Origin of the sequence: Rouxiella badensis, assembly GCF_026967515.2 — a bacterium.
GTDB classification, from domain to species: domain Bacteria; phylum Pseudomonadota; class Gammaproteobacteria; order Enterobacterales; family Enterobacteriaceae; genus Rouxiella; species Rouxiella badensis.
The window spans coordinates 2095607-2120295 of record NZ_CP114062.1 but is presented as its reverse complement, the minus strand read 5'-3'; the positions used below and the strand labels follow the sequence as shown (position 1 = coordinate 2120295).

At 55.0% G+C, this 24689-nt stretch carries 22 protein-coding genes; 12 read left to right on the top strand and 10 right to left on the bottom strand.

Annotated elements, in window-relative coordinates; translation table 11 throughout:
- Positions 1-80: 80 nt before the first annotated feature.
- Positions 81-989 carry a LysR family transcriptional regulator gene (locus tag O1V65_RS09775; RefSeq protein ID WP_017490371.1) on the bottom strand — a complete coding sequence of 303 codons (909 nt, stop codon included), beginning with the start codon at positions 987-989 and terminating at the stop codon, positions 81-83.
- A gap of 116 nt (positions 990-1105) precedes the next feature.
- On the opposite strand from O1V65_RS09775, the gene O1V65_RS09770 reads away from it, so the two are divergent.
- The 3 genes from O1V65_RS09770 (at position 1106) to O1V65_RS09760 (ending at position 4002) form a co-directional block, all read left to right on the top strand.
- Positions 1106-1891 (top strand): YqcI/YcgG family protein, encoded by a 786-nt coding sequence (locus O1V65_RS09770; protein WP_017490372.1) that lies wholly within the window; start codon positions 1106-1108, stop codon positions 1889-1891.
- Positions 1888-2538 carry a LysE family translocator gene (locus O1V65_RS09765; protein ID WP_017490373.1) on the top strand — a complete coding sequence of 217 codons (651 nt, stop codon included), beginning with the start codon at positions 1888-1890 and terminating at the stop codon, positions 2536-2538. Before O1V65_RS09770 ends, O1V65_RS09765 begins: the two co-directional genes overlap by 4 nt.
- 198 nt (positions 2539-2736) lie before the next feature.
- Complete coding sequence (locus tag O1V65_RS09760) at positions 2737-4002, top strand: DUF1479 domain-containing protein (protein WP_017490374.1); 1266 nt, start codon at positions 2737-2739, stop codon at positions 4000-4002.
- Positions 4003-4077: 75 nt separating this feature from the next.
- Here the strand turns inward: O1V65_RS09760 and O1V65_RS09755 are convergent, their stop codons facing one another.
- Positions 4078-4824 carry a DeoR/GlpR family DNA-binding transcription regulator gene (locus tag O1V65_RS09755; RefSeq protein WP_017490375.1) on the bottom strand — a complete coding sequence of 249 codons (747 nt, stop codon included), beginning with the start codon at positions 4822-4824 and terminating at the stop codon, positions 4078-4080.
- A 136-nt stretch (positions 4825-4960) separates the two neighbouring features.
- Here O1V65_RS09755 and O1V65_RS09750 point away from each other — a divergent pair, with 136 nt between their 5' ends.
- On the top strand, positions 4961-5155 hold the full coding sequence (locus O1V65_RS09750) for a hypothetical protein (RefSeq protein ID WP_017490376.1): 195 nt from the start codon (positions 4961-4963) through the stop codon (positions 5153-5155).
- A 25-nt stretch (positions 5156-5180) separates the two neighbouring features.
- Here the strand turns inward: O1V65_RS09750 and O1V65_RS09745 are convergent, their stop codons facing one another.
- Complete coding sequence (locus tag O1V65_RS09745) at positions 5181-6080, bottom strand: LysR family transcriptional regulator (protein WP_017490377.1); 900 nt, start codon at positions 6078-6080, stop codon at positions 5181-5183.
- Between the two features lie 447 nt (positions 6081-6527).
- Here O1V65_RS09745 and O1V65_RS09740 point away from each other — a divergent pair, with 447 nt between their 5' ends.
- Together O1V65_RS09740 and O1V65_RS09735 are read left to right on the top strand one after the other, a co-directional pair.
- On the top strand, positions 6528-7844 hold the full coding sequence (locus O1V65_RS09740) for an MFS transporter (protein WP_165429610.1): 1317 nt from the start codon (positions 6528-6530) through the stop codon (positions 7842-7844).
- A 54-nt stretch (positions 7845-7898) separates the two neighbouring features.
- A complete protein-coding gene (locus O1V65_RS09735) occupies positions 7899-9371 on the top strand; it encodes an amidase (RefSeq protein ID WP_017490379.1) in 1473 nt (490 codons plus the stop codon).
- 26 nt (positions 9372-9397) lie between these two features.
- Here O1V65_RS09735 and O1V65_RS09730 read toward each other — a convergent pair whose 3' ends face one another.
- The gene (locus tag O1V65_RS09730) at positions 9398-9886 is read right to left on the bottom strand and encodes an Lrp/AsnC family transcriptional regulator (RefSeq protein WP_017490380.1); all 489 of its coding nucleotides are present in this window, start codon (positions 9884-9886) and stop codon (positions 9398-9400) included.
- Positions 9887-10035: 149 nt separating this feature from the next.
- Between O1V65_RS09730 and O1V65_RS09725 the strand changes: the two genes are divergently transcribed.
- Positions 10036-10971, top strand: a complete 936-nt coding sequence (locus O1V65_RS09725; protein ID WP_084912392.1) for a DMT family transporter — start codon at positions 10036-10038, stop codon at positions 10969-10971.
- Here O1V65_RS09725 and dcuR read toward each other — a convergent pair.
- The gene (gene dcuR / locus O1V65_RS09720) at positions 10965-11681 is read right to left on the bottom strand and encodes a two-component system response regulator DcuR (protein WP_017492846.1); all 717 of its coding nucleotides are present in this window, start codon (positions 11679-11681) and stop codon (positions 10965-10967) included. The genes O1V65_RS09725 and dcuR overlap by 7 nt on opposite strands.
- A complete protein-coding gene (locus tag O1V65_RS09715; RefSeq protein ID WP_017492847.1) occupies positions 11678-13309 on the bottom strand; it encodes a sensor histidine kinase in 1632 nt (543 codons plus the stop codon). The genes dcuR and O1V65_RS09715 overlap by 4 nt, the downstream gene beginning before the upstream one ends.
- A gap of 216 nt (positions 13310-13525) precedes the next feature.
- Here O1V65_RS09715 and mqo point away from each other — a divergent pair, with 216 nt between their 5' ends.
- Positions 13526-15178, top strand: coding sequence for a malate dehydrogenase (quinone) (gene mqo / locus O1V65_RS09710; protein WP_084912394.1), 1653 nt, complete (start codon positions 13526-13528; stop codon positions 15176-15178).
- 58 nt (positions 15179-15236) lie between these two features.
- Here mqo and O1V65_RS09705 read toward each other — a convergent pair whose 3' ends face one another.
- Positions 15237-16178, bottom strand: a complete 942-nt coding sequence (locus O1V65_RS09705; protein ID WP_165429608.1) for a LysR family transcriptional regulator — start codon at positions 16176-16178, stop codon at positions 15237-15239.
- A gap of 138 nt (positions 16179-16316) precedes the next feature.
- Between O1V65_RS09705 and O1V65_RS09700 the strand changes: the two genes are divergently transcribed.
- A complete protein-coding gene (locus tag O1V65_RS09700) occupies positions 16317-17771 on the top strand; it encodes an MFS transporter (RefSeq protein ID WP_017492849.1) in 1455 nt (484 codons plus the stop codon).
- Between the two features lies 1 nt (position 17772).
- Here O1V65_RS09700 and O1V65_RS09695 read toward each other — a convergent pair whose 3' ends face one another.
- Positions 17773-19158 (bottom strand): APC family permease, encoded by a 1386-nt coding sequence (locus tag O1V65_RS09695; protein ID WP_165429607.1) that lies wholly within the window; start codon positions 19156-19158, stop codon positions 17773-17775.
- A 289-nt stretch (positions 19159-19447) separates the two neighbouring features.
- Here O1V65_RS09695 and O1V65_RS09690 point away from each other — a divergent pair, with 289 nt between their 5' ends.
- From O1V65_RS09690 to O1V65_RS09680, 3 genes are read left to right on the top strand one after another with little or no spacing between them, the layout of a single operon-like run.
- On the top strand, positions 19448-20587 hold the full coding sequence (locus O1V65_RS09690; RefSeq protein ID WP_017492851.1) for an ornithine cyclodeaminase family protein: 1140 nt from the start codon (positions 19448-19450) through the stop codon (positions 20585-20587).
- A 45-nt stretch (positions 20588-20632) separates the two neighbouring features.
- Positions 20633-21055 carry a Rid family hydrolase gene (locus O1V65_RS09685; RefSeq protein ID WP_269130461.1) on the top strand — a complete coding sequence of 141 codons (423 nt, stop codon included), beginning with the start codon at positions 20633-20635 and terminating at the stop codon, positions 21053-21055.
- A 54-nt stretch (positions 21056-21109) separates the two neighbouring features.
- Entirely contained in the window at positions 21110-22402 is a 1293-nt protein-coding gene (locus O1V65_RS09680) for an NAD(P)/FAD-dependent oxidoreductase (protein WP_165429606.1), read from the top strand.
- Positions 22403-22470: 68 nt separating this feature from the next.
- Here the strand turns inward: O1V65_RS09680 and O1V65_RS09675 are convergent, their stop codons facing one another.
- Positions 22471-23304, bottom strand: coding sequence for a helix-turn-helix domain-containing protein (locus tag O1V65_RS09675; RefSeq protein ID WP_084912399.1), 834 nt, complete (start codon positions 23302-23304; stop codon positions 22471-22473).
- A gap of 113 nt (positions 23305-23417) precedes the next feature.
- Complete coding sequence (gene efeB, locus O1V65_RS09670) at positions 23418-24686, bottom strand: iron uptake transporter deferrochelatase/peroxidase subunit (protein ID WP_026110667.1); 1269 nt, start codon at positions 24684-24686, stop codon at positions 23418-23420.
- Positions 24687-24689 lie beyond the last annotated feature (3 nt).

Sequence of the window (24689 nt, the reverse complement as noted above, 5' to 3'; positions counted from 1 at the left end):
CACCCTGCGCGCTATGCCACTCTGAGAGGTTTACATTATTCTGAGCAGCGTGGCGCTACCCTATGGCCCGAAACCAGCCATTACAGCAGTTTCACTCCCTGTGGAATATGCCGGGGTACGCGGCTCATCATAAAGGTGCAGAGCTGCTCAATATTATTTTTCCGCTGACTGTTGGCCGACCAGACGAGGTAATAACCGTCCCCCGTGCTCACCGCCTGTTCGAAGGGCAACGCCAAAAGGCCGCTGTTGATGGCCTCCAGACTCAGCAGCAGATCGCCAACCGAGACGCCGTGGCCGCTGATCGCTGCCAGATTTCCCTGTTCAAGGGTATCAAAGACCTTACCTCGCGCAATATTCAGCGAATGCTGGTTTCCACTGCCCTTGAGCCAGCGTCGCCAGTCTCTGCGGTCGGTCGACGGATGAATAAGCTCACAGTCTGGCAGATTTTCACGCGCCTTTTGGTAAAGCTTCGGTGCACAGACCGGGATTAACCATTCTTTGAACAACAACGTGCTTTCCGTATTAGGACCAAATTTTCCATTGCCCAAAAGAATGGCGCAATCATAAGGTTCTTTACTGAAATCAATGGTATCGATGTCCATCCACACGCTGGTTATTTCGATGGTCGGCGTTGAGTTTTCTTCCCTGAAGACGTTCAGCACATCGAGCAGCCAGCGCATGGTCAGCGTCGACGGCGCTTTCAAACGAAGCTGGTGACTGTTGCTTTGAAAAGCACGGCAGGCATTTTCCAGACTCTGAAATCCCTCCTGCAACTGTCCGGCAAGAAAACGCCCGGCGTCAGAAATCTCGACGCGCGGGCCGCAACGGGTGAACAGCTGACACTCAAACCAGGCTTCTAATGTGCGGATATGTCGGCTTACGGCACCCGGCGTGACGTTAAGTGCCGCAGCAGCCTGGCTAAAAGAGCCGTAGCGTGCGGCAGTTTCGAAGGCCCGCAGTGCGTAAAGCGGCGGAAGAGACTGATTCATTCTTGGCGCTCATTGTGAGTTTTACTCACAGTTAACTGTAGTTTTATCCGTTTTTCAAGACCCCGTTCTCTGGGAATAATCTCAGTCAGCGTAGCCAAAATTAATAAGGAAAGTTGATGGAAAACGGTTTATTGGCTAATGGAGAAATGGTTAAACAGGCTGATTTAAGAATGATAGGCCATGATATTGGAAAATTCACCGGCGAAATTGACTGGCGAGTCGAGGCCTTCTTCGATATCAGCCTGTGTATGAACGATCCTTTGTTTCCTTGTCTTTTTGCCCGTAACGCATGGAAAAGTGAAGCGCTTAACTTTGCCTTTGTCAGCACGAGCTCCACGCAGGTGGACGTGATTAGTGCGTTAAAGGCCTTTGTACATCGTACAAAAACAGTCAAAGAGGAAGACAGGCTTTATAGCCCCCTGCTGATGGTCTTCGAGCAGACCGGTTTCCAGAATTTGCGTCAGGAGCATGAGTTTGCCTGGCAGCGCATTCAGGAAATGCACGACGGCGACCCGCAGAGTTGGCCGGATGCCATTCCGACCGATCCACAAAGCAGCGAATGGTCATTTTGCTTTGGGGGCATAGAGCTTTTTATCAACATCAGCTGTCCGAGTCATCTCCAGCTGCGAAGCCGGAATCTCGGACAGCATGTTGTTTTTGTTATTAATCCCCGGGCCCATTTTGACATTGTGGCCAGCCATAAAGATGTAAAAGGTGTGAAAGTGAGAGAGAAGATCCGCAGGCGCGTCTGCAATTACAACAATGGCTATCTGCCGAAGGCGCTGGGCTTTTACGGCGATGAGCACAATCTGGAATGGAAGCAGTATCAGATGAATGAGCCGGGCAGTGCGGATTTCTCGCGGTGTCCGCTGCATATTCATAATAAAGGGGGTAAAGCATGAATCTCACACTGCTGAGCGCCTATATTCTCTCAGTGCTGATGCTGCTGCTTACACCCGGCCCCGTGGTGGCGTTGGTCACAGGCACGGCGGCGCGCCATGGTTATCGTAAGGCGTTCGCCACGGTCGTAGGGACCAATGGGGCTTCTCTGGTACTGATTGCCTTTGCTGCGCTGATGCTTGCTGGCGTGGTCTCTCTGAAATCAATCTATCTGTATGTGCTCGGCACCGTCGGCTCAATCTTCATCGGTTACATGGCCGTGCAGGGGTTGATAGGCCTGAGCAAGACGGAGACGGCAATAGACGATGAGTTGCCTGCTCCCGTGATACAAAGCAGCGGCGGATTTTTTCGCGGCTTCATGACCGGGATCTCTAACCCTAAAGATATCCTGTTCTTCGTTTCTTTCTTTCCACAGTTCATTACCGTAACACGTGATTTTGGTAGCAGTATCATGACCTTATCCTTGGTGTGGATCTTCTTCGACTTTTCCGTTCTGACCCTTTATATCCTGGCGGTAAGACGGTGGGTCCCTGCTAAACACAGTAAGAAGTTTGAGCTTGCCTCTTCAATTTTCCTGCTGGGCGTTGCGTTTTGCGGCGTCATTTATAACGTAGGTGAGATAATCTCCAGCCTTAACGCACCTGTATAGCTTCCTCCCCGATTTGAGGAAAAGCGCGCCTACGGTATGTAGAGCGCGTTTTTTTTTACCCTTACTTACCGTTGCGCCTCAAATGTGCGTTATTGATCGACATGACGAGGTTGCTTTTTCGTTAATGACTTCTTATTCTTATGTTCGAAGGTTTTAATTCTTCATTCGAAGGTTGATAACCCCTATGTGGAGCAGAATATGGAACAGTCATTTACCAGCCAGACCCTACCAGAAGACCATAAAAAGAATATTGTACAAATGAAGAAAGAGCTTCGTCGCCAGATTGGCGATGTTGAAGCGCTTTTCGCGGAGGTTTGTAACAAGATTGAGCAAGAGTTAGAGGAAATCAGTGCCGTCAAGGCCCAGGGACAAACCGCGTGGCCGGTGGTGGATTACGCCGAGATTGAGGCAGGGACAGTTTCACAGAACACCCTTGCCCAGATTAAGAAACGCGGATGCCTGGTAGTCAGGCAAAACTTCCCCCGGGAGCAGGCGCTGGCGTGGGATAAATCGATGATTGATTATCTCGATTCCAACAACTTCGACGAGCAGTATCGCGGTCCGGGTGACAATTTCTTTGGCAGTCTGGAGGCTTCAAAGCCTGAAATTTTCCCAATCTATTGGTCTCCGGCGCAGATGAACGCCCGACAAGATCCTCGCATGGCGAACGTGCAGTCATTCATGAACCGCCTCTGGAAGTTTGAGTCCGGCGGCCTAAGCTGGTTTGATCCTGATATCAACATTATCTATCCCGACCGTATCCGCCATCGTCGTCCGGGGACGACCTCCAAAGGCCTCGGCGCCCACACCGATTCTGGCGCACTGGAGCGCTGGCTGCTGCCTGCTTATCAGAAAGTGTTTCGTAAAATCTTCACCGGACGTTTCAGTGAATACGATCCGTGGGATGCGGCATACCGTACCGAAGTCAATGAATATGAGGTAGGCAACACCACCAAATGTTCAGCTTTCCGGACGTTTCAGGGGTGGACGGCGCTGTCGGATATGGCGCTGAACCAAGGGTTACTGCACGTCGTGCCTATCCCGGAAGCGATGGCGTACGTCCTGCTGCGCCCGCTGCTGGATGACGTGCCGGAAGACGAGCTTTGCGGCGTCGCACCCGGCAGAGTATTGCCTATTTCTGAAAAATGGCATCCGCTGTTAGTCAAAGCGCTGAGCAGCATTCCGGCGTTAGAGGCAGGGGACTCCGTGTGGTGGCACTGCGACGTAATTCACTCGGTAGCCCCGGTCGAAGACCAGAAAGGCTGGGGGAATGTGATGTATATTCCCGCCGCGCCGCTGTGCGAGAAAAACGTCGAATACGCCAAAAAAGTTGCCCAAGCCTTTGCGCGCGGTGGTTCTCCGGCCGATTTCCCGAAAGAGGATTACGAGGCCGAGTGGCAAAACCGCTTTAAACCTCAAGACCTGAACGCCATCGGCAAGAGGGCGCTGGCGTTAAACGGCTAAATACGACGTAAAGCCCCAAAGCCCGTGTGTGAGCCCAAATCATTGATTTGGGCCTTTTACTTTCATTCGAAAGTCTTACGGATTAACGATGTTAAGCGCAATGCCCATGGCTTCGAGTTTATGCTGATACTCGGCAGGCAGTTCAGCATCGGTAATGACCCTGCTTATGGGATATTGTTCGGAAAGGGGATAGGGCTGAATAGACCCGAACTTTGAGGAGTCGGTCAGCACGATAGTCTCTGTGGATTTAGCCAGAATCGCATTCACCACGTCGCTGCGCATCATATCGCGCCCGGTAAAACCGGTACTGTCGTGGAATCCGTCGATACCGATAAACGCCTTGCTGAAATGCACCTGCTGAATGCCACTGCGGGTTAGCGGGCCGACAACCGACTGACTGCCTTTCTGATAAAAGCCGCCAAGAATGATGACGTCGCACTCGGTATCTTTCAAAAGATTGGCAATGTAATAGCTCACGGTAATGAGAGTGACATTGCCACGTTCAGCCAGCGTGCGCGCCAACAGGGCATTGGTGCTGCCCCCCTCGATAAACACCGACTCTCCGTCTTCCACCAGCGAAGCGGCAAACTCTGCGATAAGCTTCTTGGTGAGGAAGTTGGTTTGCATGCGTTGATCGAGATTATCGCTCTCGGTCGACACCGCCGATCCGTGGACTCGCTTGAGGTAGTGCTGACTCTCGAGCGCATTGAGATCCTGACGTACGGTAACCTCAGACACGCTGCAAAGCTGCGCCAACTCGCTGACGCTGACGCTTTTACGCTGATTAACGATTTCGAGAATTTGCTGTTGGCGTGTGTTCATAGTTCTCATTCGGGTTGCTGAGTACCAAAATACTCTATCACAACAACGAGATGGCCTGTTACTCCCGAAATGAATTCCGTCTTATTGGCACGCTACAGGCTTTGTCTCCTTATCGGTCTACCAGGGGGACGACATCATGACGACAATCAGTGACTCAGTATCGCTATCACGTCAGTCAAAATGGAGCCAGCTGCTCCTCGGGCTTATCTGTATGGCGTTCATCTACAGCCCGCTGTTTGTGCTGCTTTCCGGCCTGGTGTTCTTCGGCTGCGCCATTTCCTTCGACTTCATCACCGCCGCGCTGGCTCTCTGGCGGCTGAAGCCGTGGTGAGCAAGGTTTATGCAGGCGCGCTACTTCAGGTATTCTGCTGGTCGATACGCTCTGCCAGCAGGCCGTGAAACAGCTTCGTCGCCATGGAGAGCGTGCGTTGGCGAGGCAAACACAGGCTGACGTTCACTACGCCCATCAACGGGTCGGCTAACGGAATCGCCATCAGTTTCTCATTCTCGACGGTATCACCGACGTTGAGTTGCGGCAGAATGATCAGCGCCAATCCCAGGCTGGCCAGCTTCTTTTGTACGTCCAGTGAGCTCACGATAAATCGCATATCAAAGGTGAGTCCTTCCCGTTTCGCCGCCGATTCTAAAAGCTGCCTAACCGAGAAGTTTGAGGGAGGAATCGAAATCGGATGCGCCGCCACGTCCCTTAACGTCAGAAAGCCGCGCCCCGCAAGGGGATGATGCACCGACATCAACACCTTATGCTGTAGTTTACAGCCGTGAGTCTGCATCGCCTCAGTGCTGACCGGCATATAAAAGGTCAGTGCCACGTCAGCCTTTCCGGAAACCAATACCTCGGCAATGTGCGGCGCGCTGCCAATTTCTATTTCAAAGGTGACTTTGGGATGCAGTTTGCGAAAGTCTTCAATGGCGGGGGCGATGAACGAGGAAATGAGACTCTCAGCGGCGCAGACTCTGACGGTGCCGGAGACGATGCTCTGCGACGCCGAAATCTTTTCCTTCACCGAATCCAGCTCCTGAAGCGTTGCCTGCACGGCCTGCGCCAGATACTGCCCCTCACGGGTTAATTTTATTCCCCGCGGGCTGCGCTCAATCAAGGGTGCGCCATAAAAGTGTTCGAGTATTTCAATTTGCCGCGTCACGGCGGTGGGAGTAACAAAAAGCTTGTCTGCCGCCTCTCGCAGCGAGCTCGATTTTGCCACCTGACTGAAATATCGTAATGCGCGCAGCTGCATATTATTCCCTTTTTTAAACGGCAGCGTTGCTCTTTAAAGAGGCAAAGAGATCACTTTCCGTGCATTTAAATTAAAACGCCGTTAATTGAACAGCAGCGTCTTTATAAAAAACGATTGGCAATCATCGTCATACTTTGTGTTTCCGGAATAAATAGTTTTGCCGATTATTCGCGGGGCGCACATTTTGAGTGCATTGCTGCGCAAAGAGAATGCGCCAGTAAAATTCATGATAAAAAATATTTTATTTTTATCGATTAATATCAATGGGTAATATTAATTGATAATGTTTATTTAAAGCAAAGTCCAGCATTGGGTGCACACATTTTTTATACGCTGAACATGATATTTAGTGATAGTGGCGCTAAGCGCGTTTTGTTATTCAATAGAGAGCTTAAATAGCGATGCCCGTCTCGGTAATATCACCTGACAATATTGAGGAACGCCTTAATGTCGAATGAAATAACCCTGGGTCGTATCAGACCCGCCCCAACGCGAAAGGAAGTGGTCGCTGTGGTGCTGGGGGCGGCCGTAGAATTTTTTGATTTTAGCGCTTATGCGACTTTTGCCTTGATGATAGGAAACGTCTTCTTTCCCTCCGATACGCCGTTTATGAGTCTGTTATTGTCCGTTTCGGTATTTGGGATAGGTTTTATTGTGCGTCCGCTGGGGGCAATATTTATCGGCAGCTATGCCGATAGGGCAGGCCGTAAACCCGCCATGCTGTTGACGATGGTATTAATGACGCTGGGCACCGGTGGACTGGTTTTTCTTCCGGGCTATGCAACGATAGGCGTGGCAGCCCCGGTGTTGCTGGTGATTATTCGTATGATTCAGGGGCTGGCATGGGGAGGCGAAGCCGGGCCAGCGACGACGTTTATTATGGAGGCTGCGCCGAAAGGCAAACGCGCGTTCTTTACCAGCTGGCAAATTGTGGCACAGGGTATCGCCGGTATTACCGCCGGGCTAATCGGTTATTCCCTTACCGTTTTTCTGACCCACGACCAGCTGGCAAGCTGGGGATGGCGAGTGCCGTTCGCCTTTGGCCTTCTGGTGCTGCCTATTGCCCTCTATCTGCGCCGCAATTTGCATGAAAATTTCACTCAAGAGGACCGGGCGGCCAGTAAAAACACCAAAACGCTGCTGACCGACGTCGCCAAAAATCATGGCAGACTGGTGCTGCTCGGCATCTTTATGCTTTCGGGCAGTACCATTACTCAATATTTTCTCAATTACATGACCACCTATGCGCTTAATGAACTGCATTTTGCGCCGAGCACCGCCATGGTGTCGACCATCCTGATTGGCGTCTGTGTGGTGGTCTTCTCGTTGACTGGTGGTTGGATGGCCGACCGCTTTGGCCGCAAGGTCACGATTATCGCACCGAGGCTGCTGCTGTTACTGTTACTCCTTCCGGGTCTGGAGATTATCAATACCTGGCGCAGTGATGCGGTGTTCTTCAGTGTTATTACCGTTTTGGCCGCGCTACAGTGCATCAGCGGTTCCGGCGTGCTGGTGGTACTTTGCGAAAACTTTCCAAAAGCCATCCGTTCCACCGGTTTCTCTATTGCCTACGCCTTCGGCATTACGCTGTTTGGCGGCACGGCGCAAATCGTCTTTTCATGGCTTATCAAACTTACTAACAACCCTGTTTCACCGGGCTATTACCTGATTGCCGCCAATATCCTCTGCCTGGTCTCTGTGATGTTGATCAAGGCACCTTCACGCGCCCCGATAGCGCTGTCGATGAATGCCGGGAACGGCTGACCGCTGCTGTTCAACGATGGGATATTAACTTTTAAATCAAAAGGATCAGTAACTATGACCCACGTAATGAGCTGGGATGAATGGACCGCCTGCGATGCGGTTGGCATGAGCGAACTGTTGAAAAAAGGCGAGGTGCTGCCTGCCGAACTGGCGGCGCAGGCGGCTGAGGCAACGGCACGGGTCAATCCACAAATTAGCGCAGTCGTTGAACTGTTTGATGATGCGATTCGCGAACCCACCACCGACGGCACAAATATGGCCGGTCCGTTCGGCGGTGTGCCTTTTCTGGTCAAAGATCTTGGGCCTGGCGTCAAAGGACGGCTTCAGGAGCAGGGGTCGAAATTCCTGCAAGGAAACCGGCCAGGCGAAGACAGCTTTCTTACCCAGCAGTTCAGAAAAGCCGGGCTGAATATCATTGGCCGCAGCGCGACGCCCGAGTTTGGCGTATGCAGTTCCGCCGAAAATCCAGAGGTCTATATCACGCGCAACCCGTGGAATACCGCGTATACCCCCTTCGGATCGTCGGCCGGAGCTTCGGCCTCGGTGGCCGCTGGCATTTTGCCGCTTGCCCACGCCACCGACGGCGGCGGTTCGATACGTATTCCTGCGGGCGCCAATGGCCTTATCGGGCTCAAAAGTTCGCGCGGCGTTTTCTCGATTGCACCGGCGCTGTCGGACATCACCGGCTATGTCTCGACCCAGGGCTGTGTGAGCCGCACGGTCAGAGATACGGCCTTTTTTGTCGACTGCTGCCGAGGGGCCGCGCCGGGCGAATTCATGCCTTACTGGAACAGTGATGAGCCTTACGCCGAACTGATAAAGCGCGACCCCGCGCCTTTGCGCATCGCCCTCTCACATCAGTGGGGGCCTTATCAGTCGGATTCACACTTCGTCAGCGAGCTGGAACGCACCGGCAGACTGCTTGAGGAGTTAGGGCATCAGGTAGAGTGGGTTACGCCCGATATCGATTTTGAGGCCGCCTTTGCCGCACAAACCGCCTGCTATATCAGCAACTTTGCCCAGTTTATTGCGCGTCTGCTTGAGAAAAAAGGGTTAACCCGCCCGCCGCCCGAGTGGGTTGAGCCGATAAATATCAAAATCTGGCAAAAGGGGATTGATATGTCTTACAGCGAACGTTGGAAAATGCAGGAGGTGTTCAATACCACCTCACGGCGTTTGGGCAATTTTTATCAGCAGTGGGATCTTATCCTCACGCCGACGTTCTCCAGGCCGACGCCGCTGATTGGCGAAACGCGTTATTTGACGCTGAGCGATAATCCCGACGTGCTGAGCTGGTTTTACCAACTGTGGGACATTTTCTCCTACACCCCGCTCGCCAGCCTGACCGGTACGCCGGGGATATCGATTCCGCTGGCAACGCAGCAGTCAGGGCTGCCGCTGGGAATGCATCTGCAAACCCGACAGGCAAATGACGGCCTGCTGTTGCAGGTGGCCGCACAGCTTGAGCGCGCATTCGGCGGCAGTTTCTATAAAAATACCCGCCCGTCGGTGCACGTCACGCGATGAAACCTGAGAGCCGCCGGGGTGGGCCGTTATTCACGCAGATGCTGGGTCGGTAGGGCGGTGGTGTATTTTACCTGACTCAGCGCAAAGCTTGAGCGGATACTGGCGACGCCGTCAATCTGCGTCAGGCAGTCCATCATCAGCGCCTGATATTTTTGCAGATTCTCGACCACCACGCGCAGCATAAAATCAGACTCGCCGGTCATCAGGTAACACTCCATCACCTCCGGGCGCTCGCTTACCGAATCGGTAAAGCGCTTCAGAGAGTCTCTGTCCTGCTGCTTTAGGGTGACGTGCACAAACACGTTGACCGCTAAACCCAGCGCCAACGGATCGACCAGCATCGCCGATCCGCGAATAATGCCTTTCTCGCGCATGTCGGCCACCCTGCGCCAGCATGGCGACACCGACAGCCCAACGATTTCAGCAAGCTCGGCGTTACTGATATCGGCGTTTTGTTGCAAAACGTCGAGGATCCGCAGGCTGGTTTCATCCAGCGAGATTTTATCTAAAGGCATGACGCGTCTCTTGAGGTATAAAAAACCTTGATTTGGTTTTATGAGGAAATAGTTGTTCTTAATTTAGCATTTGTATGAAAATTGAGAACAGTTTTTCTTCAGCCGCTCCCATAAAATAATTTATCAATTTTCTACGCCAGGAGCGGGTAATGAGTGCTGTAAACAATGAGCCAGTCGACAATTCTGTCAGTCACCGCACGCAGCCCGCGACCGTGGTCTGGCTGGTGGTCATGGTGGTCCTCTGGGGCTTGAGCTGGCCCGCGACCAAGCTTGCACTCGATGTCGTACCGCCGCTGTGGCTGGCAGCAATAAGGTTCGGATCCGCCTGTTTTTGCCTGTTTGTTTTTGTTGCCCTGCGCGGCAGCCTGCGTCTGCCTTCACGCGCCGACCTGCCGGTGGTGGCCAGCGTCGGGCTGTTGCAGATGATGGTGTTTACCGGCCTCGGCATGATAGCGATGCAGCACACCGACACCAGTCACGCGGTATTATTGGCTTATACCACGCCGCTGTGGGGGATTCTGACCTCGTGGCTGTTGATGCGCAAAGCGCCGTCGAGGCTACAAATCGTGGCGCTGGTCACCGGGCTGATTGGCATCGCGCTCATCTGTTCACCCGCCGAGATGGATTGGGGCCGCCCGGGGGCGATTATGGGCTGTAGCCTGCTGATTATTGGTGCAATTTCCTGGTCGCTGGTGATTGTTCACGTGCGCCATCATCGCTGGAGCAGTACGCCGCTGTCGCTGGCTCCGTGGCAGATGCTGCTCGCGACCCTTCCTCTGACGTTGCTCGCCGCGCTGATTGACGGCTCGCCGTCGACCGTTGTTTTTAGCCCGCACCTGCTGTGGCTGCTGCTGTTTATCGGGCCGGTGGCGACCTCGGTCTGCTTCGTGATTGCCACCGAGCACGGGCGTCGGATCAGCGTCTTCGCCATGTCCAATTTTACCCTCGGCGTCCCCTTGGTGGGTGCCGCGGCCTCGGTAGTTATTCTCGGCAGCCACCTTTCGACACTGTTTATGGGCGGCCTGCTGCTGGTGTTCCTCGGTGTCTCAATGACCGCGCTGTCAGGCCGGCGAGCGCGTCACTGACAGTACTGTTTCAACAGTGCGTGCTGCTCCGGCTGTAGCTGATAGCGATAAACCGGGCGTCCGGTCACGCCATAGTGAATACTGGTGAACAAAATATTCATCTGTGCCAGCCAAATCAGATACTTACGGCATGACACTCGCGAGATATTGACCTCGCTGGCGAGTTCATCGGTTGAGAATTCGCTGGCGGGATGAGCGTCAATCCACTGGCATAAGGTGCGCAGCGTTTGCTGCGTTAGCCCTTTGGGCAGGCGTTTCTGCTCTTCTTCTGCGGGGGTGCCGTGCAGCAGTCTGTCGATGTCCGCCTGTTGATAGAAGGGCTGATTGTCCATCAGCGATTTCTTCTGCCGCCAGCCTGACAGCGCCTCTTCAAAGCGCGAGAACTGAAACGGCTTAATCAGGTAATCGACCACGCCATAGTTCAACGAGGTCTTGATAGTCTGTGCATCGGCGGCGGAGGAGATGACGATGACATCCACCGGATGTGCCGCGCTGCGCAGTTCGGGCAGCAGACTCAGCCCGTTTTCCTGGTGGAGATAGATATCCAACAGAATAAGGTCAACCGGGGGACGACCATTCGCCAGCCGTTCCTTTGCCTGCTGCAAGTTCGAGGCGACGCCACAGCAGCTAAAGCCCGGGATTTGGCCGATATAACAGCGGTTGAGCTCGGCGACCATCGCGTCATCATCAACTACCAATACGTTGATCATTGGATACTGACTCCTCGTCCCCACGGAAGCTGGACTAAAAATTGCGTATAAACGCCGGGTTCCGACTCGACGGTAACATTGCCGCCGAGGCTGTCTATTTGCTGGCGAACCAGGAATAGCCCAACGCCGCGCTCGCTGCCTTTAGAAGACACGCCTTTCTCAAAAATTGTCGTTAGCTGTTCTGCCGGGATCCCCGGACCGTCGTCGCTGACTTCACACGCCAGCCAGCCATTCTGATAGTGCAGCAAGACGTGGATTTCGCCCTGTGACTGTTGCCCCAGAGCCTCAAGCGCGTTCTCAATTAAATTTCCCAGCACGGTTATCAGCACCGCAATCTGCTCTTCGCTCCCATTATTGGGCAAATCGCTGGCGTCGCTGAGCATCAGCCGGTGGCCACTGCTCGAGGCGCGATTGATTTTGGTCAGTAAAAATCCGGCAATCAGCGGCGACTTAATCTTTTGCAGTAGCGAGCCAATTTCGGTCTGATAACCGTTGGCGGTTTTCAGGATAAAGGCTTCGAGCTGGCTGTAATTTTTCATGTGCAGCAGGCCAAGGATGACGTGCAGCTTGTTCATAAACTCGTGAGAGCGCTCACTCAGGGTATCGACATAGTTTACCATGCCGTCCAGACGCAGCATCAGTTCGCTAATTTCGGTCTTGTCGCGGAAGGTACAAACCGCGCCGATAATGCGCTGCCCGCTGCGCACGGGCACGGTGTTGCTGATAAGCGTGCGGCCGCGAACGTTGAGTTTTTCGTCGTGCCAGGCCCTGCCGTGGTGCAGGGCGTCATGCAAATGGCTGAGCATGATTGAGGACGCGGGAATCACGTCACCGGTCAACGGCGCCTGCGTAGAGGTTTCGCTCAACAGCTGCCGAGCGGCCTGATTAATCAGACTCACGCGCGAGTGTTCGTCGACAGCGATCACGCCCTCTTTAATTGATTCGAGAATAGCCTGCCGCTCTTCAAACAGGGTGGAAATCTCGTGCGGCTCCAACCCGAACAGAATGCGCTTCAGGCGTCTCACCAGAATCAGAATCCCCAGCAGGCCGACCAGCGCGCCGAATATCACCGTCCAGAAGATGTTCCAGCGGCTTTGATTTATCTGTTGCGTTACGTCGTCGAGAGAGATCCCCACCGCCACCACGCCAATCTGTTGGTGTTGTGCATTATACACCGGCGTAAATGCCCGCAGCGCCTCGACCAGCACGCCGTGGTTTACCGAAACATTTTCCTCACCCTTAAGCGCCGGAATGAAATCATCGCCGACAAAATGCTTGCCGATGTTGTCGGGATTCGGGTGGGACAGGCGAATCCCCTGCATATTGACCACCACGATAAACAGCAGGCAGTCGCGCTTTTGCACCTCGACGGCGATGGGTTGAATAATGCCGCTGTCAGGCGGCAGCGTCAGCCCGCGCTGGATCTCGGGGGAGGAGGCTAGCGTGCGTGCTACGGCTATCGCCTTATCTTTAATGTGCATTTTGGTAAAGTTTTCAATCTGCACGTAGTACAGCAGATGCACGCTCAACAGCACGGTAATGATGACCGCACCTATCATCAGGCTCACCAGAGTGCTGAGTTTTAACGGGCGTTTATGCCGCGCTGGCTGGGGCAGTGGTTGATTCATCGTGATTATTCTTTCGAGACGCTATGCCGGGCGCGCAGTATAGCGCCGATGGGCGGCAGGATGGAGAGCAGAGTGATCCGCCTCGCTTTTGTAACTAAAAAAACAGGAAATCGGTATTATTAGTTAAAAAACTAAAATTACTTTAACTTATCCATAACAATATCTTAAATTCCCCGCACTTTTTTACGACCATAAATAACAAAGTGACGATCTGGAATGAACAAAGCAACAAAACTACTTCCGACGCTTTCCCTGTCGGCATTATTAATTTGCTCAGCGGTTCACGCTGAAACCTCACCAGAGAAAACCGACGTACTGCTGATAGGCGGCGGTATCATGAGTGCATCGCTCGGCACCTGGCTTGAAGAACTGCAACCAAGCTGGAAACAGCTGATGGTCGAGAAGCTTGACGGCGTGGCGCTCGAGTCGTCTAACGGCTGGAACAACGCTGGTACCGGGCACTCTGCTAACATGGAGCTTAACTATACCCCTGAACGTCCTGACGGCAGTATCGACGTCAGCAAGGCGCTTGAGATCAACGAAGCCTTTATGATTTCGCGCCAGTTCTGGACCTCTCAGGTGAAGAGCGGCGTGCTGAACGATCCGCACTCTTTCATCAACTCTACGCCGCACATGAGCTTCGTTTGGGGCGATAAGAACGTCGAATATCTTAACAAACGCTACCAGGCGCTGCAAAAAACCGTGCTGTTCCAGGGCATGAAATTCTCAACCGATCATGCGCAGATCCAGCAATGGGCACCGCTGATTATGGAAGGGCGTGACCCGCAGCAGAAAGTGGCTGCGACCTGGACGCCGGTCGGAACCGACGTCAACTACGGCGAAATTACCCGTCAGCTGATCGGTAGCCTGAAGAAGAACAGCAACTTCAAGCTGGAAACTTCTTCTGAGGTGACCGACTTCAAGCGCAACGCCGACAACTCCTGGCATGTGACTATCAAAGACGTGAAGAGCGGCGATGAGCGCAGCGTAGATGCGAAATATGTCTTCATTGGCGCAGGCGGCGGCGCACTTAAGCTGTTGCAGCAAACCGGTATTCCAGAAGCCGAAAATTATGCCGGTTTCCCGGTGGGGGGCTCGTTCCTGGTTACCGAAAACCCGGCGATTGCCAACCGTCATCAGGAAAAAGTCTACGGTCAGGCTTCTGTAGGCGCACCGCCGATGTCGGTTCCGCATCTGGATGCGCGTTATCTTGACGGCAAGCGCGTCGTGCTGTTTGGCCCGTTCGCGACCTTCTCGACCAAGTTCCTGAAAAACGGCTCACTGTTTGACCTGCTGGGGACCACCACGACCCATAACGTGATGCCAATGACCCACGTCGGGCTGGACAACTTTGACCTGGTTAAATATCTGATAGGTCAGGTGATGCTGAGTGACGACGATCGTTTCGCGGCGCTGAAAGAGTACTATCCGGACGCGAAGAAGGAGGACTGGAAACTGATTCAGGCCGGTCAGCGTGTACAGATAATCAAGAAAGATGCCGACAAGGGCGGCGTGCTGAAGCTGGGTACCGAAATCGTGACCGATCGGCAGAAAACCGTCGCTGCGCTGCTGGGGGCTTCTCCGGGTGCGTCAACGGCTGCACCGATTGCGCTGAACGTGATGCAGAAACTGTTCCCGGAAGAGTTCAAGTCCGCAGAATGGCAGAGCAAAATCCGTCAAATCGTTCCGAGCTTCGGCCAGAAGCTGAATGACGATCCGGCGTTGACTCAGCGCGTGTGGGATGAAACCGCTGCGACCCTGCAACTGGTGAAACCGCCGGTCATTCAGATGACCGAGAAAGCGGCCGACGCCAAGGCTCCTGAGCAGGAAACGGCGGCTCCAGCCCCTAAGCACGACATCGCACTGTAAGCGTTAACCCGCGCCGCCACGGCGGCGCGGGATTTATCTCGACCCAAGTAGCGCCTTCTCATCCTCTGGGACGGCAGACGTCAAGCACCAACTGCCGCAGCCAGCGGTGAGCGAGGTCCGCCTCAGCGCGTGGATGCCAAATCTGCGAAATCGTAATTCCCTGCGTTTTTACCGGCAGTTCAAACTGATACAGCGGCGTATACGCGCTCTGCTGGAGTTGTGCCGACTGATTCAACATCACCCGCTGATTATTCAAAAATGAGGCCGGAACCAGCGCCACCAGATCTGAGGCCAGGGCGACGGCGAGCGCAGCGGGAAAGCTTGGCACCACTGAGGCGATACGACGTTCCAGCCCCAGAACCGCCAGCGCCTCGTCTACCGGACCGGTGGTCAGCCCGCGGCGAGACGCGACGACGTGGCTGCAAGCCGCATAACGCTCGGGGGTAATTTCTCCCTGCGTCTCGAGTGGATGCCCTTTACGCACCACGCCGACAAATCGGTCGTGGAACAGCGCCTGTATGCGAATCTCCGGCCCCATTTCACCCAATACCCCAATCTCGAGATCGACCATCCCCTCGCGCAAATGCTTCGAGGTTTTCTCCGGCTTGGCAGCAAAGCGCAGCCGCACTAGCGGGGCAGCGGCGGCCGCGGCGGCAATCAGTTGCGCGCCAAAGGCTTCGACAAAACCTTCGTTGGAACGCAGGGTAAAGGTGCGTTCCAGCGTCGCCAGGTTCAGCTCCGTCGTTGAAGGACGCAGTACGGCCCGCACCTCAATGACGGCGCGCTGGGTGCGTTCTCGAATCTCTTCTGCGTAGGGAGTCAGTACCATATTACGCCCGGCGCGGACCAACAACGGGTCACTCGTTGCCTCGCGCAGGCGGCTCAGGGTACGGCTCATGGCCGAGGCGCTGAGCGAAAGACGTCGCGCCGCGCCCGCCACGCTCCCTTCGTCGAGCAGCACGTCGAGCGCTATCAATAGGTTAAAATCAGGATCGCTCATGTTGTTGTCCTTGAGGCATGCGTTCTGATGTGGCGTTTCATGCAGGTATAAAGTGCAAACGTTGCGTCTTCCGCCTTATCTGGCGTCGGGATATAGTTTTACCCTCTACCAGCAAAGATCAATAGAGGTTTTTCCAAGATGGAATTATTTTCTGACCAACCCGGGGACGACGGACTGCCGGGCCGCCAGCGCTGTTTAGCGATGATAGCGGTGATGACCTGCACCGCGATGGCCGTGTTTGACGGTTCGATGGTCAACGTCGCGCTGCCGCAGATTGCCCGCGAGCTCAATGTTTCAACCGGCGACGCCGTCTGGGTCGCCAACGGCTATCTTTTGGCGGCCGCCATGACGCTGGCGATATTTGCCGCACTGGCCAAGCGCATGGGATTTCGCACGCTGTTTACGCTTGGCCTGTGCGTATTTACGCTTGCCTCGCTGGGATGCGCCATGTCGACCTCGCTCGACATGTTGGTGGTGATGCGCATCCTGCAAGGCGTCGGTGGCGCGGCGACGCTGAGTATCAGCCCGGCCATTCACCGCTCGGTGTTCCCGACCCGTTTGCTGGGGCGAATACTCGGGCTGAATGCGTTACTTATCGCCGTCAGCACCGCGATTGCACCGATCCTCGGTGGCACGCTGCTGTCGACCCTGAGCTGGCAGTGGCTGTTTGCGATTAATATTCCGTTCGGGGCGGTGGCGTTGGCGCTCTCATGGCGTACTATCCCGACCCAACGGGTGCAGGAAAGTCAGTCAGCGCCGTTCGATTTCGCCGGTGGGGTGCTGTCAGCCGTACTGCTGGGGTCGCTTATCATGGCGGCGAATGCTTTTTCCCATACCGACCACGGTGGGCTTTCCCGTGAGACGCTGACCACCGCCGCCGCGTATGGCTTGACGGCGGTGATTGCCGGAATGGCGTTCGTCTGGCGTCAGCGCCGGGCGGCCGAGCCGCTGCTGCCGTTGCAGATCTTCGCGTCTTCGCGTTTTTCACTCGCGGCGCTGACCTCAATGACCTCCTTTGTCAGTCAGGGGATGACCTTCGTGGCGCTGCCGTTTCTGTTCCAGAGCGTGTATGGCTACAGCGCGTTCGTTTCGGCGCTGCTCTTTACCCCGTGGCCGATTGGCATCATGCTCGCCGCGCCGCGTGCCGGGCGCCTCGCCGACAAGTTCAGTCCAGCGGTGATTTCCACCGCCGGACTCTGTCTGTTTGCCGTGGGACTGTTCTTGCTGGCCCAGCTTCCTGAGCATGCGCAGCCGTGGGACATCGGTCTGAGGAGTCTGGTGTGTGGCCTGGGATTTGGGTGTTTCCAAAGCCCGAATAACCGTGAAATGCTGGCTAACGCCTCGCGTGAAAACAGCGGTTATGCCTCGGGTGTACTGGCTATTATGCGCACCTTCGGCCAGTGTCTGGGCGCTGCGTTTGTCGGCGTTGTCCTCTCGGCCTATGCCCAGCCTTCGCTCGACGCTGCCGGACGTGTGATGGAGGAAGCGCAGGCCGTCCGGCTTTGTCTGTGGATCTCGGTGGTCGCCACGCTGCTGGCGATTATCATCAGCGTGAGCCGTCTGCGTCGGATACGCGGTGAGGCACACGTCTAAATCAGGCGCGCACCCGGCGTTTTATCGACATCATGTACCCGGCAATGGCACAGGCGGCGATTAACCACGGCACCAGCTGTACCGCTTTGGAGTCACTTCCGCTGAGGATTTGCAGGTTGTTCACCACCAGAATCACGGTGATGAGCATGCCTGCCATCGACAGCAGAGGAGCCCAAAAAACTTTCCATGCACCGAGATTACTGGCCCCTTCGCGGCGGAAGAACAGCATAACCGCCGCCGAGACCCCAATCTGCAACACCAGAATGCACAGGGTGGCAATCGCCGAACCGAAGGCAAAGATGTGCAGGATAGGGTCGACATGAGTGCTGCCGAGGCCTGCCAGCAACAGCAATAAAATCATGCTGTGCAGGTGGCTGGCGTTGTGTGGCGTGCCGTTGGTCGGATGGGTCTTGCACAGCTCTTTCCAGATAAGCCCGTCGCGGCTGATATTGAAAATATAGCGCGAAATATTGTTGTGAAAGGCGAGGGTGGCAGCGAACAGGCTGGTAATCAGCAGCACGGTCATGGTATCAACCGCCCACTGGCCGACGTACTGCCGGGTAATATTAAACACGAAGTTGCCCGGATCTTTCGCCGCGATGGCCACAATCTTGTCGAAGCCGTAGGCTTGAACCAACGACCAGCTGGTAAAGCAGAAGAAGGCGGTTATCAGCAGCAGGGCGCATACGGTGGCACGTGGAACCGTCTTCTCGGGGTTGCGGCACTCTTCGGCGTAGATAGCCGTTGACTCAAAGCCGATGAAAGAGGCTATTGCGAACACGAAGGCGATACCGAGATTGCCGTGCAGAAAAACGGCAGGTTCGAAAGATCCCAAATTTAGCGGGCCGGTTTTTTTTATCAGGATCATCACGTCCATCAGCAGTACGATAGCGACTTCGGCAATCATTAATATTCCCAGCAGCTTACCGCCGACCTCGACTCTTTTTACCCCCAGCATCCAGGCTATCAGGGTAAACAGCATACTGCATGCCCACCACGGAATATGCGCTCCGACGTGCTGCTCAATAAACTGTTGGCTAAAGAACCCCAGCATGGCCACCACGGCTAATTGCACCGAGAAATAGGCCATCAGCGCTAAAATTGATGCCGATCCACCCCAGCTTTCTCCCAGCCCTTTAGAAATATAACTGTAAAAAGCGCCAGAGCTTTTTACGTAGCGGCTCATGGTGATAAAGCCGACCGAAAAGACCATTAAAATTATGCAGGCCAGGATATAAATGACCGGAATACCGCCGCCGTTACCGGAGAATATCGCCACCGGCAGACCGCCAACCACGCCGGTCAGCGGCGAAGCGGCCGCCACGACAAAAAATACCAGTGAAAATAAGCCCAACGTATTTTTTCTTAATGAATGAGTGTTGCTCATCGCCAGCGCCTTATTTAACAGTGAAAACGAATTAAAAGAATGGGGGTTCTTTTCGTCATACATCGATAAGCATCATTCATCAGCCATGCGGGCAGAGATAGAAAAAATCGGACAGGCCCGGGGTGCATCGCAGGCACTATTTTGGTGCTTTTTAAAATCATTCAGCATGTCGCAAATATTCAATACACCCTCTGCCGACCACGTTATTTATGACTACCTCTGCCGCAGAACTTTGATTTAACGGCAAAGCGTATGACTTATTAACGTTAGGTTGAGAGAGGGATTAAAAATGTCTGAAGCGACGAGAATCGATTTTATCTATCTGTCCGAGCAGGACATGATCCGCGCCGGTGTCACCGATATGCCCGCCTGTGTTGATACCATGGAAGAGATGTTTGGCCTGCTTTATCGGGGCGACTACCGCATGGCGGGGTCTAACAATGACTCGCACGGTGCGATGGTCACCTTTCCCGAAAACTCCCCGTTTCCTGCCATGCCAAAACCCACGGCCGACCGTCGCCTGATGGCGATGCCTGCCTATCTTGGCGGCAATTTCTGTACCGCCGGGGTCAAGTGGTACGGCTCCAATATCGCCAACAGGGAGAAGGGCCTGCCGCGCTCGATTCTGATGTTTACGCTCAACGATGCCGACACCGGTGCACCGTTGGCACATATGTCGGCGAATTTACTGTCGGCCTACCGCACCGGGGCTATCCCAGGCGTTGGCGCGCGTCATCTGGCGCGTAAAGACTCGCGGGTGATTGGTCTGCTCGGCCCTGGCGTAATGGGTAAAACGACCGTTGCCGCCTTTATGGCCGTTTGCCCGCGGATTGACACCCTCAAAATCAAAGGTCGTGGACAAAAAAACCTTGATAACTTTATCACCTGGGTGAGCCAGACCTTCCCGCAAATCACCCGCGTGCAGGTGGTCGATACGCTTGAAGAGGTGGTGCGTGATTCAGACATTGTGACCTATTGCAGCTCGGGAGAGGTTGGCAACCCCGAGACTTATCCTCTGGTGAAGCGCGAATGGGTCAAGCCGGGAACCTTTCTGGCGATGCCTGCGTTGTGCAACATCGACGAAGGCATGGAGCAGCGCGACGTGCGCAAGGTGCTCGACAACACTGGCCTGTATAAAGCCTGGTTTGAAGAGGTGCCAAAACCGGCGCACCACACCATTCCGGTGATCGGCGTGCGCTTTATGGACATGATAGCCGAGGGCAAAATCACCGAAGACGAGGTGGAGGACATCGGAAAAATCATCGCAGGTGATGCCCCGGGCCGCCGAAATGACGAGGAAATTATTATCATGTCGGTCGGCGGCATGCCGGTAGAAGACGTGGCTTGGGGCACGGTGATTTATCGCAACGCAGTCAAAAACGATATCGGCGTAAAACTCAACCTGTGGGAAACCCCGGTGCTGAGCTAAGGCTGTGCCTTTTTCTTGTCCATTCAAACTATCGGGAACAACATCATGACGCGCATTGTAAAAGTAAAAACCGGCTCGGCCTTTGAAGAACAGGCCAGTTATTCACGCCTGGTGGCGGTAGATAACTGGATTTATGTCTCGAATACCGCCGGACGCAACCCACAGACCAAAGAAATTCCGCACGACGTTACCGAACAAACGCTACAGGTGTTCGCCAACATTGAGACGGCTCTGGCCGCCGCTGACGCCACGTTGGCCGATGTTATTTGCTCGCGGGTGTTTATTCAGAACCCTGAGGACGTCGCGGTGGTGATGCCGCTTATTGGTCAGAAGTTTCGCGGCATTAATCCGGCCAGCACCGTGACCTGTCCGCCCCTCGGTTCAACCGTTTATAAGGTGGAGATTGAGGTGACCGCCTATCGCGGCGCCTCGCGTGCCGAGGTAGAAGCGATAACCGTCTCGCTTTAATCATGCCGATGGCTCGCTGCCGTCAGCAACAACTATCCCGCAAGAGGGTAAGCTATGGTTCCTGAAATAAGTCCGGTGCAAACGTCGCCGAAGTTTCCCTCCGCCACCGGGGTGGTGATTATCGGAGGCGGTATTGTCGGCCTGACGGCGGCGTTAACGCTGGCCGAGCGCAACATTCCCGTGGTGGTGCTTGAGAAGGGGCGCATCGCGGGCGAACAGTCGTCGCGTAATCTGGGCTGGGTGCGCAAAACCAGCCGCCACGCTGAGGATATTCCTTTGGCGCAGGCGGCAGACCGGCTGTGGGCCGATATGTCCGCGCGGGTGGGCAGCGACGTAGGCTACCGTCAGGCGGGAATCATGTTTCTGGCGCGGACGCAGGCGCAGAGGGCGATGCACGAGGGATGGCTGAAGTCGGTGGCGCATCTCTCCCTCGACTCAAGATTACTGAGCGCGCGGGAGATTGCCAATCTGGTACCGGGCGGGCGAGGGCACTGGGCCGGTGGCCTGTATACGCCTTCGGACGGACGGGCAGAGCCGACGCTCGCGGCCAGCGCTATCGCCAGAGCCGCGCTAGCCAAGGGGGCTGTCATCGTTGAGAATTGCGCGGTGCGGGGGCTTGCGACCTCTGCGGGCAGAGTCAGCGGGGTGGTCACCGAACGCGGTGAAATCCGCTGTGAGCAGGCGTTGCTGGCGGGCGGGTTGTGGTCGAGGCGTCTGCTCGGCAACCACGGCATTTCGCTGCCCACGCTGCCGCTAATTTGCACCGTGCTGCAGACAAAACCGATGCAAGGGCCAACGGATATTGCCATCGGCGGCCCTGATTTCTCTTTTCGCCAGCACAAGGACGGCGGGTTTATCATCACCCAGCGCGGCGCGCTCGACGCCTGCCTGACGCTGGATCATCTGTTATTAGGGCATCGTTACCTGCCGCAGCTTAAAACGCAGCGTGACTTTTTGCGCATCTCGCTGGGCAAGGTATTCGTAAAGGATTTGGCGCTGCCGCGCCGTTGGCCCCTGTCGCGGCCTTCGCCGTTCGAGCAGGTTCGCACTCTCGACCCGCCGGCTAACCCGGCATTGAACCGCGAGGCGATGAATAACCTGATGGCCGCATGGCCAGCGTTTGAAAAAGCAGAAATTGAGCAGGCGTGGGCGGGCACGATAGACGTGACGCCGGACTCGAATCCGGTCATCGGGCCGGTGAGCGCGCTGCCCGGTTTGACCGTGGCGACCGGCTTCTCGGGACACGGTTTTGGCACCTCGCCGGCAGCGGGGCAGCTGGCAGCTGACCTGCTCTGTGCGATTCCACCCATCATTAACCCTGCGCCTTATCGTTTTGAACGTTTCTGAATTTCTGCACCCTACACTGACACTCTTTGCTCAGGCTGCCCCCTCTGGGGTCAGCCTGAGGCCTACTTTTAGTTATAGCGGATGCGCTCATCATAAATTTCCTGCGCGATGCGTCGCTGATAGTCCAGCGGCGTCGTACTTACCAGTTTCTTGAATTCGCGCAGGAAGTGCGACTGATCGCTAAAGCCGAGGTCGAACGCCAGGTCGGACGAGGTCATGCTGCCGTGCTGATGCAGGGTATTCAGGGCCGACTGGCAGCGAATAATGCGGCTGAAGGCCTTCGGTGACATGCCGGTGTCCTGGCGGAACTGGCGCTGGAGCGTGCGGCAGGAGTATCCGGTCAACGCCTCGAGCTGCTCCATCCTGATATTGCCGCGCTGCTGGTGGATGGCCTGAATAACCCCCGGCGTGCTGGCGGAAGATTTACGCAGCAGTCGCGGCGTAAAGTTACGGTTAAACAGTTCGATTTTCCGTGAGAACAGCGGCGTTTCAACGATTTGTTCGAGCGCGAGGCGCGAACCGGGAATCACGTCGAGGAAGCTGAACTCTCTGTCAGTGATTTCTTCCGCCATCAGATCGAGAAAATCCGGGATAACGCCGGGGACGAAACGCACGCCGAAATAGTGATGGCCGCTTATCAGCTCTGCGCTGCGCGCCTCAAGCGTCGTGCCGCAGACGCGTCCGGTCGGCGAAGACGCATTGCAGTCGAAGAGGATATCAACACAACCGTCCGGGACCGCCATGGTCTGACTGGCCGTCTGTGCAACGTTGAAGCTGTAGAAATGAGAAATCGCCGGATGCTCAGAGGCTATCACCGAATAATGCTGCTCGGCGCTGAGCACAAACCACGGTTGCTCGGGGCGAAGTGTTAACGCGTGACGCGGAGTTAAAACATCTGACATGGCGTATTCCTGTGGCGGCTGAAGAAAGCCACAGATCTATGCAATCCGCGCGCCAGAAAAACAAAAAGCCGGCAATTGCCGACTTTGTGTCATTGTCACAGGCTTATTATTATTTATGCCTCGAACATCTCGGCACCGATATAAGATCCTTCCTTCGGGGCAGGAGGGACAAAAAATATTCCAGAACCAACATGAGAAATATATTCGTTCATGGCGTCAGATGCGCCAAGCTTGGCCTGTAGCGTTTCAAAGTGCGCCGGATCTTTCTGATAGCTGATAAACAGTAAGCCTGCACTCAGCATGCCTTCATTGTTTAATCCGTCAGTAAAGTTGTATGAGCGTCGCAGAATACGTATTCCGTTATTATTCTCATGAGCAGCCAGACTGATGTGCGCCGTAGCCGGAATGACTAAATTACCCGACTCGTCTTTTTTGGTGAAATCTGGAGTATCGAATTCCTTGGTTCCGCTTAGCGGAGCCCCAGAAACCTTGTGTCGACCAAAGATATTATTCTGATCGCTAACACGGTCGGTATCCCAGTTTTCCATGCGCATCATGATCTTGCGCACCACCTGATAGCTGCCGCGCTGTTGCCAGGCCGGGCCGCCATCGTCAATCCAGACAAACTTGTCGATATCGTCTTTTTCGGTGATGTTGCGCGTGCCGTCTTTAAAGCCGAACAGGTTACGCGGCGTCGATTGCCCTTTGCCCGCCGATGCGCGTCCGAATCCCAACACTGACCAGCGCGTTTCCGCTGCGCCGGTGTCTTTTGCGATACGCGCCAGGTTGCGGATCGCGTGATAAGCCACCTGCGGATCGTCGGCACAGGCCTGCAAAGACAGGTCGCCACCGGTCAATTCTGCTTTCAGGTTGTCGCTTGGCAGCTGCACCAGCTCACGCATTAGCGCCGGTTTGTATTTCGCGAGACCGAAGGCGTCGGTGAAAATACGCGGACCGAGGCCAACGGTGACGGTCAGCGAGGCCGGACCGAGATCCAGCGCTTCGCCGGTGTCTGCGCCCACGCCGCTGTCGCGAATCGGTTCAACCTGACCGAGGGTTTCACCCTTCATCAGCTGGGCAATTGCCGAAGACCAGCGGGCCAGCAACACCTGCAAATCGCGCGGGTTGGTGGAAGTCATATCGAAGGTCATATACATGATATAGCGCTGCGGTGGCGTGGCGATGCCCGCCTGCTCCGCAGTACCGTAAAACGCATGTTCCTGCGACAAATCCACCTTATCTTCAGGGTCGTTGTCCGCCACGGTTTTATTGTGTGCAGACCCGACCATCGGAATAGCCAGCGCGCTGGCCACCGCTCCTTTTAATAAATTTCGACGTGAAAATACTCCGGCCTCCCTGGCCGGATGTTGTTTACTGCTCATTAA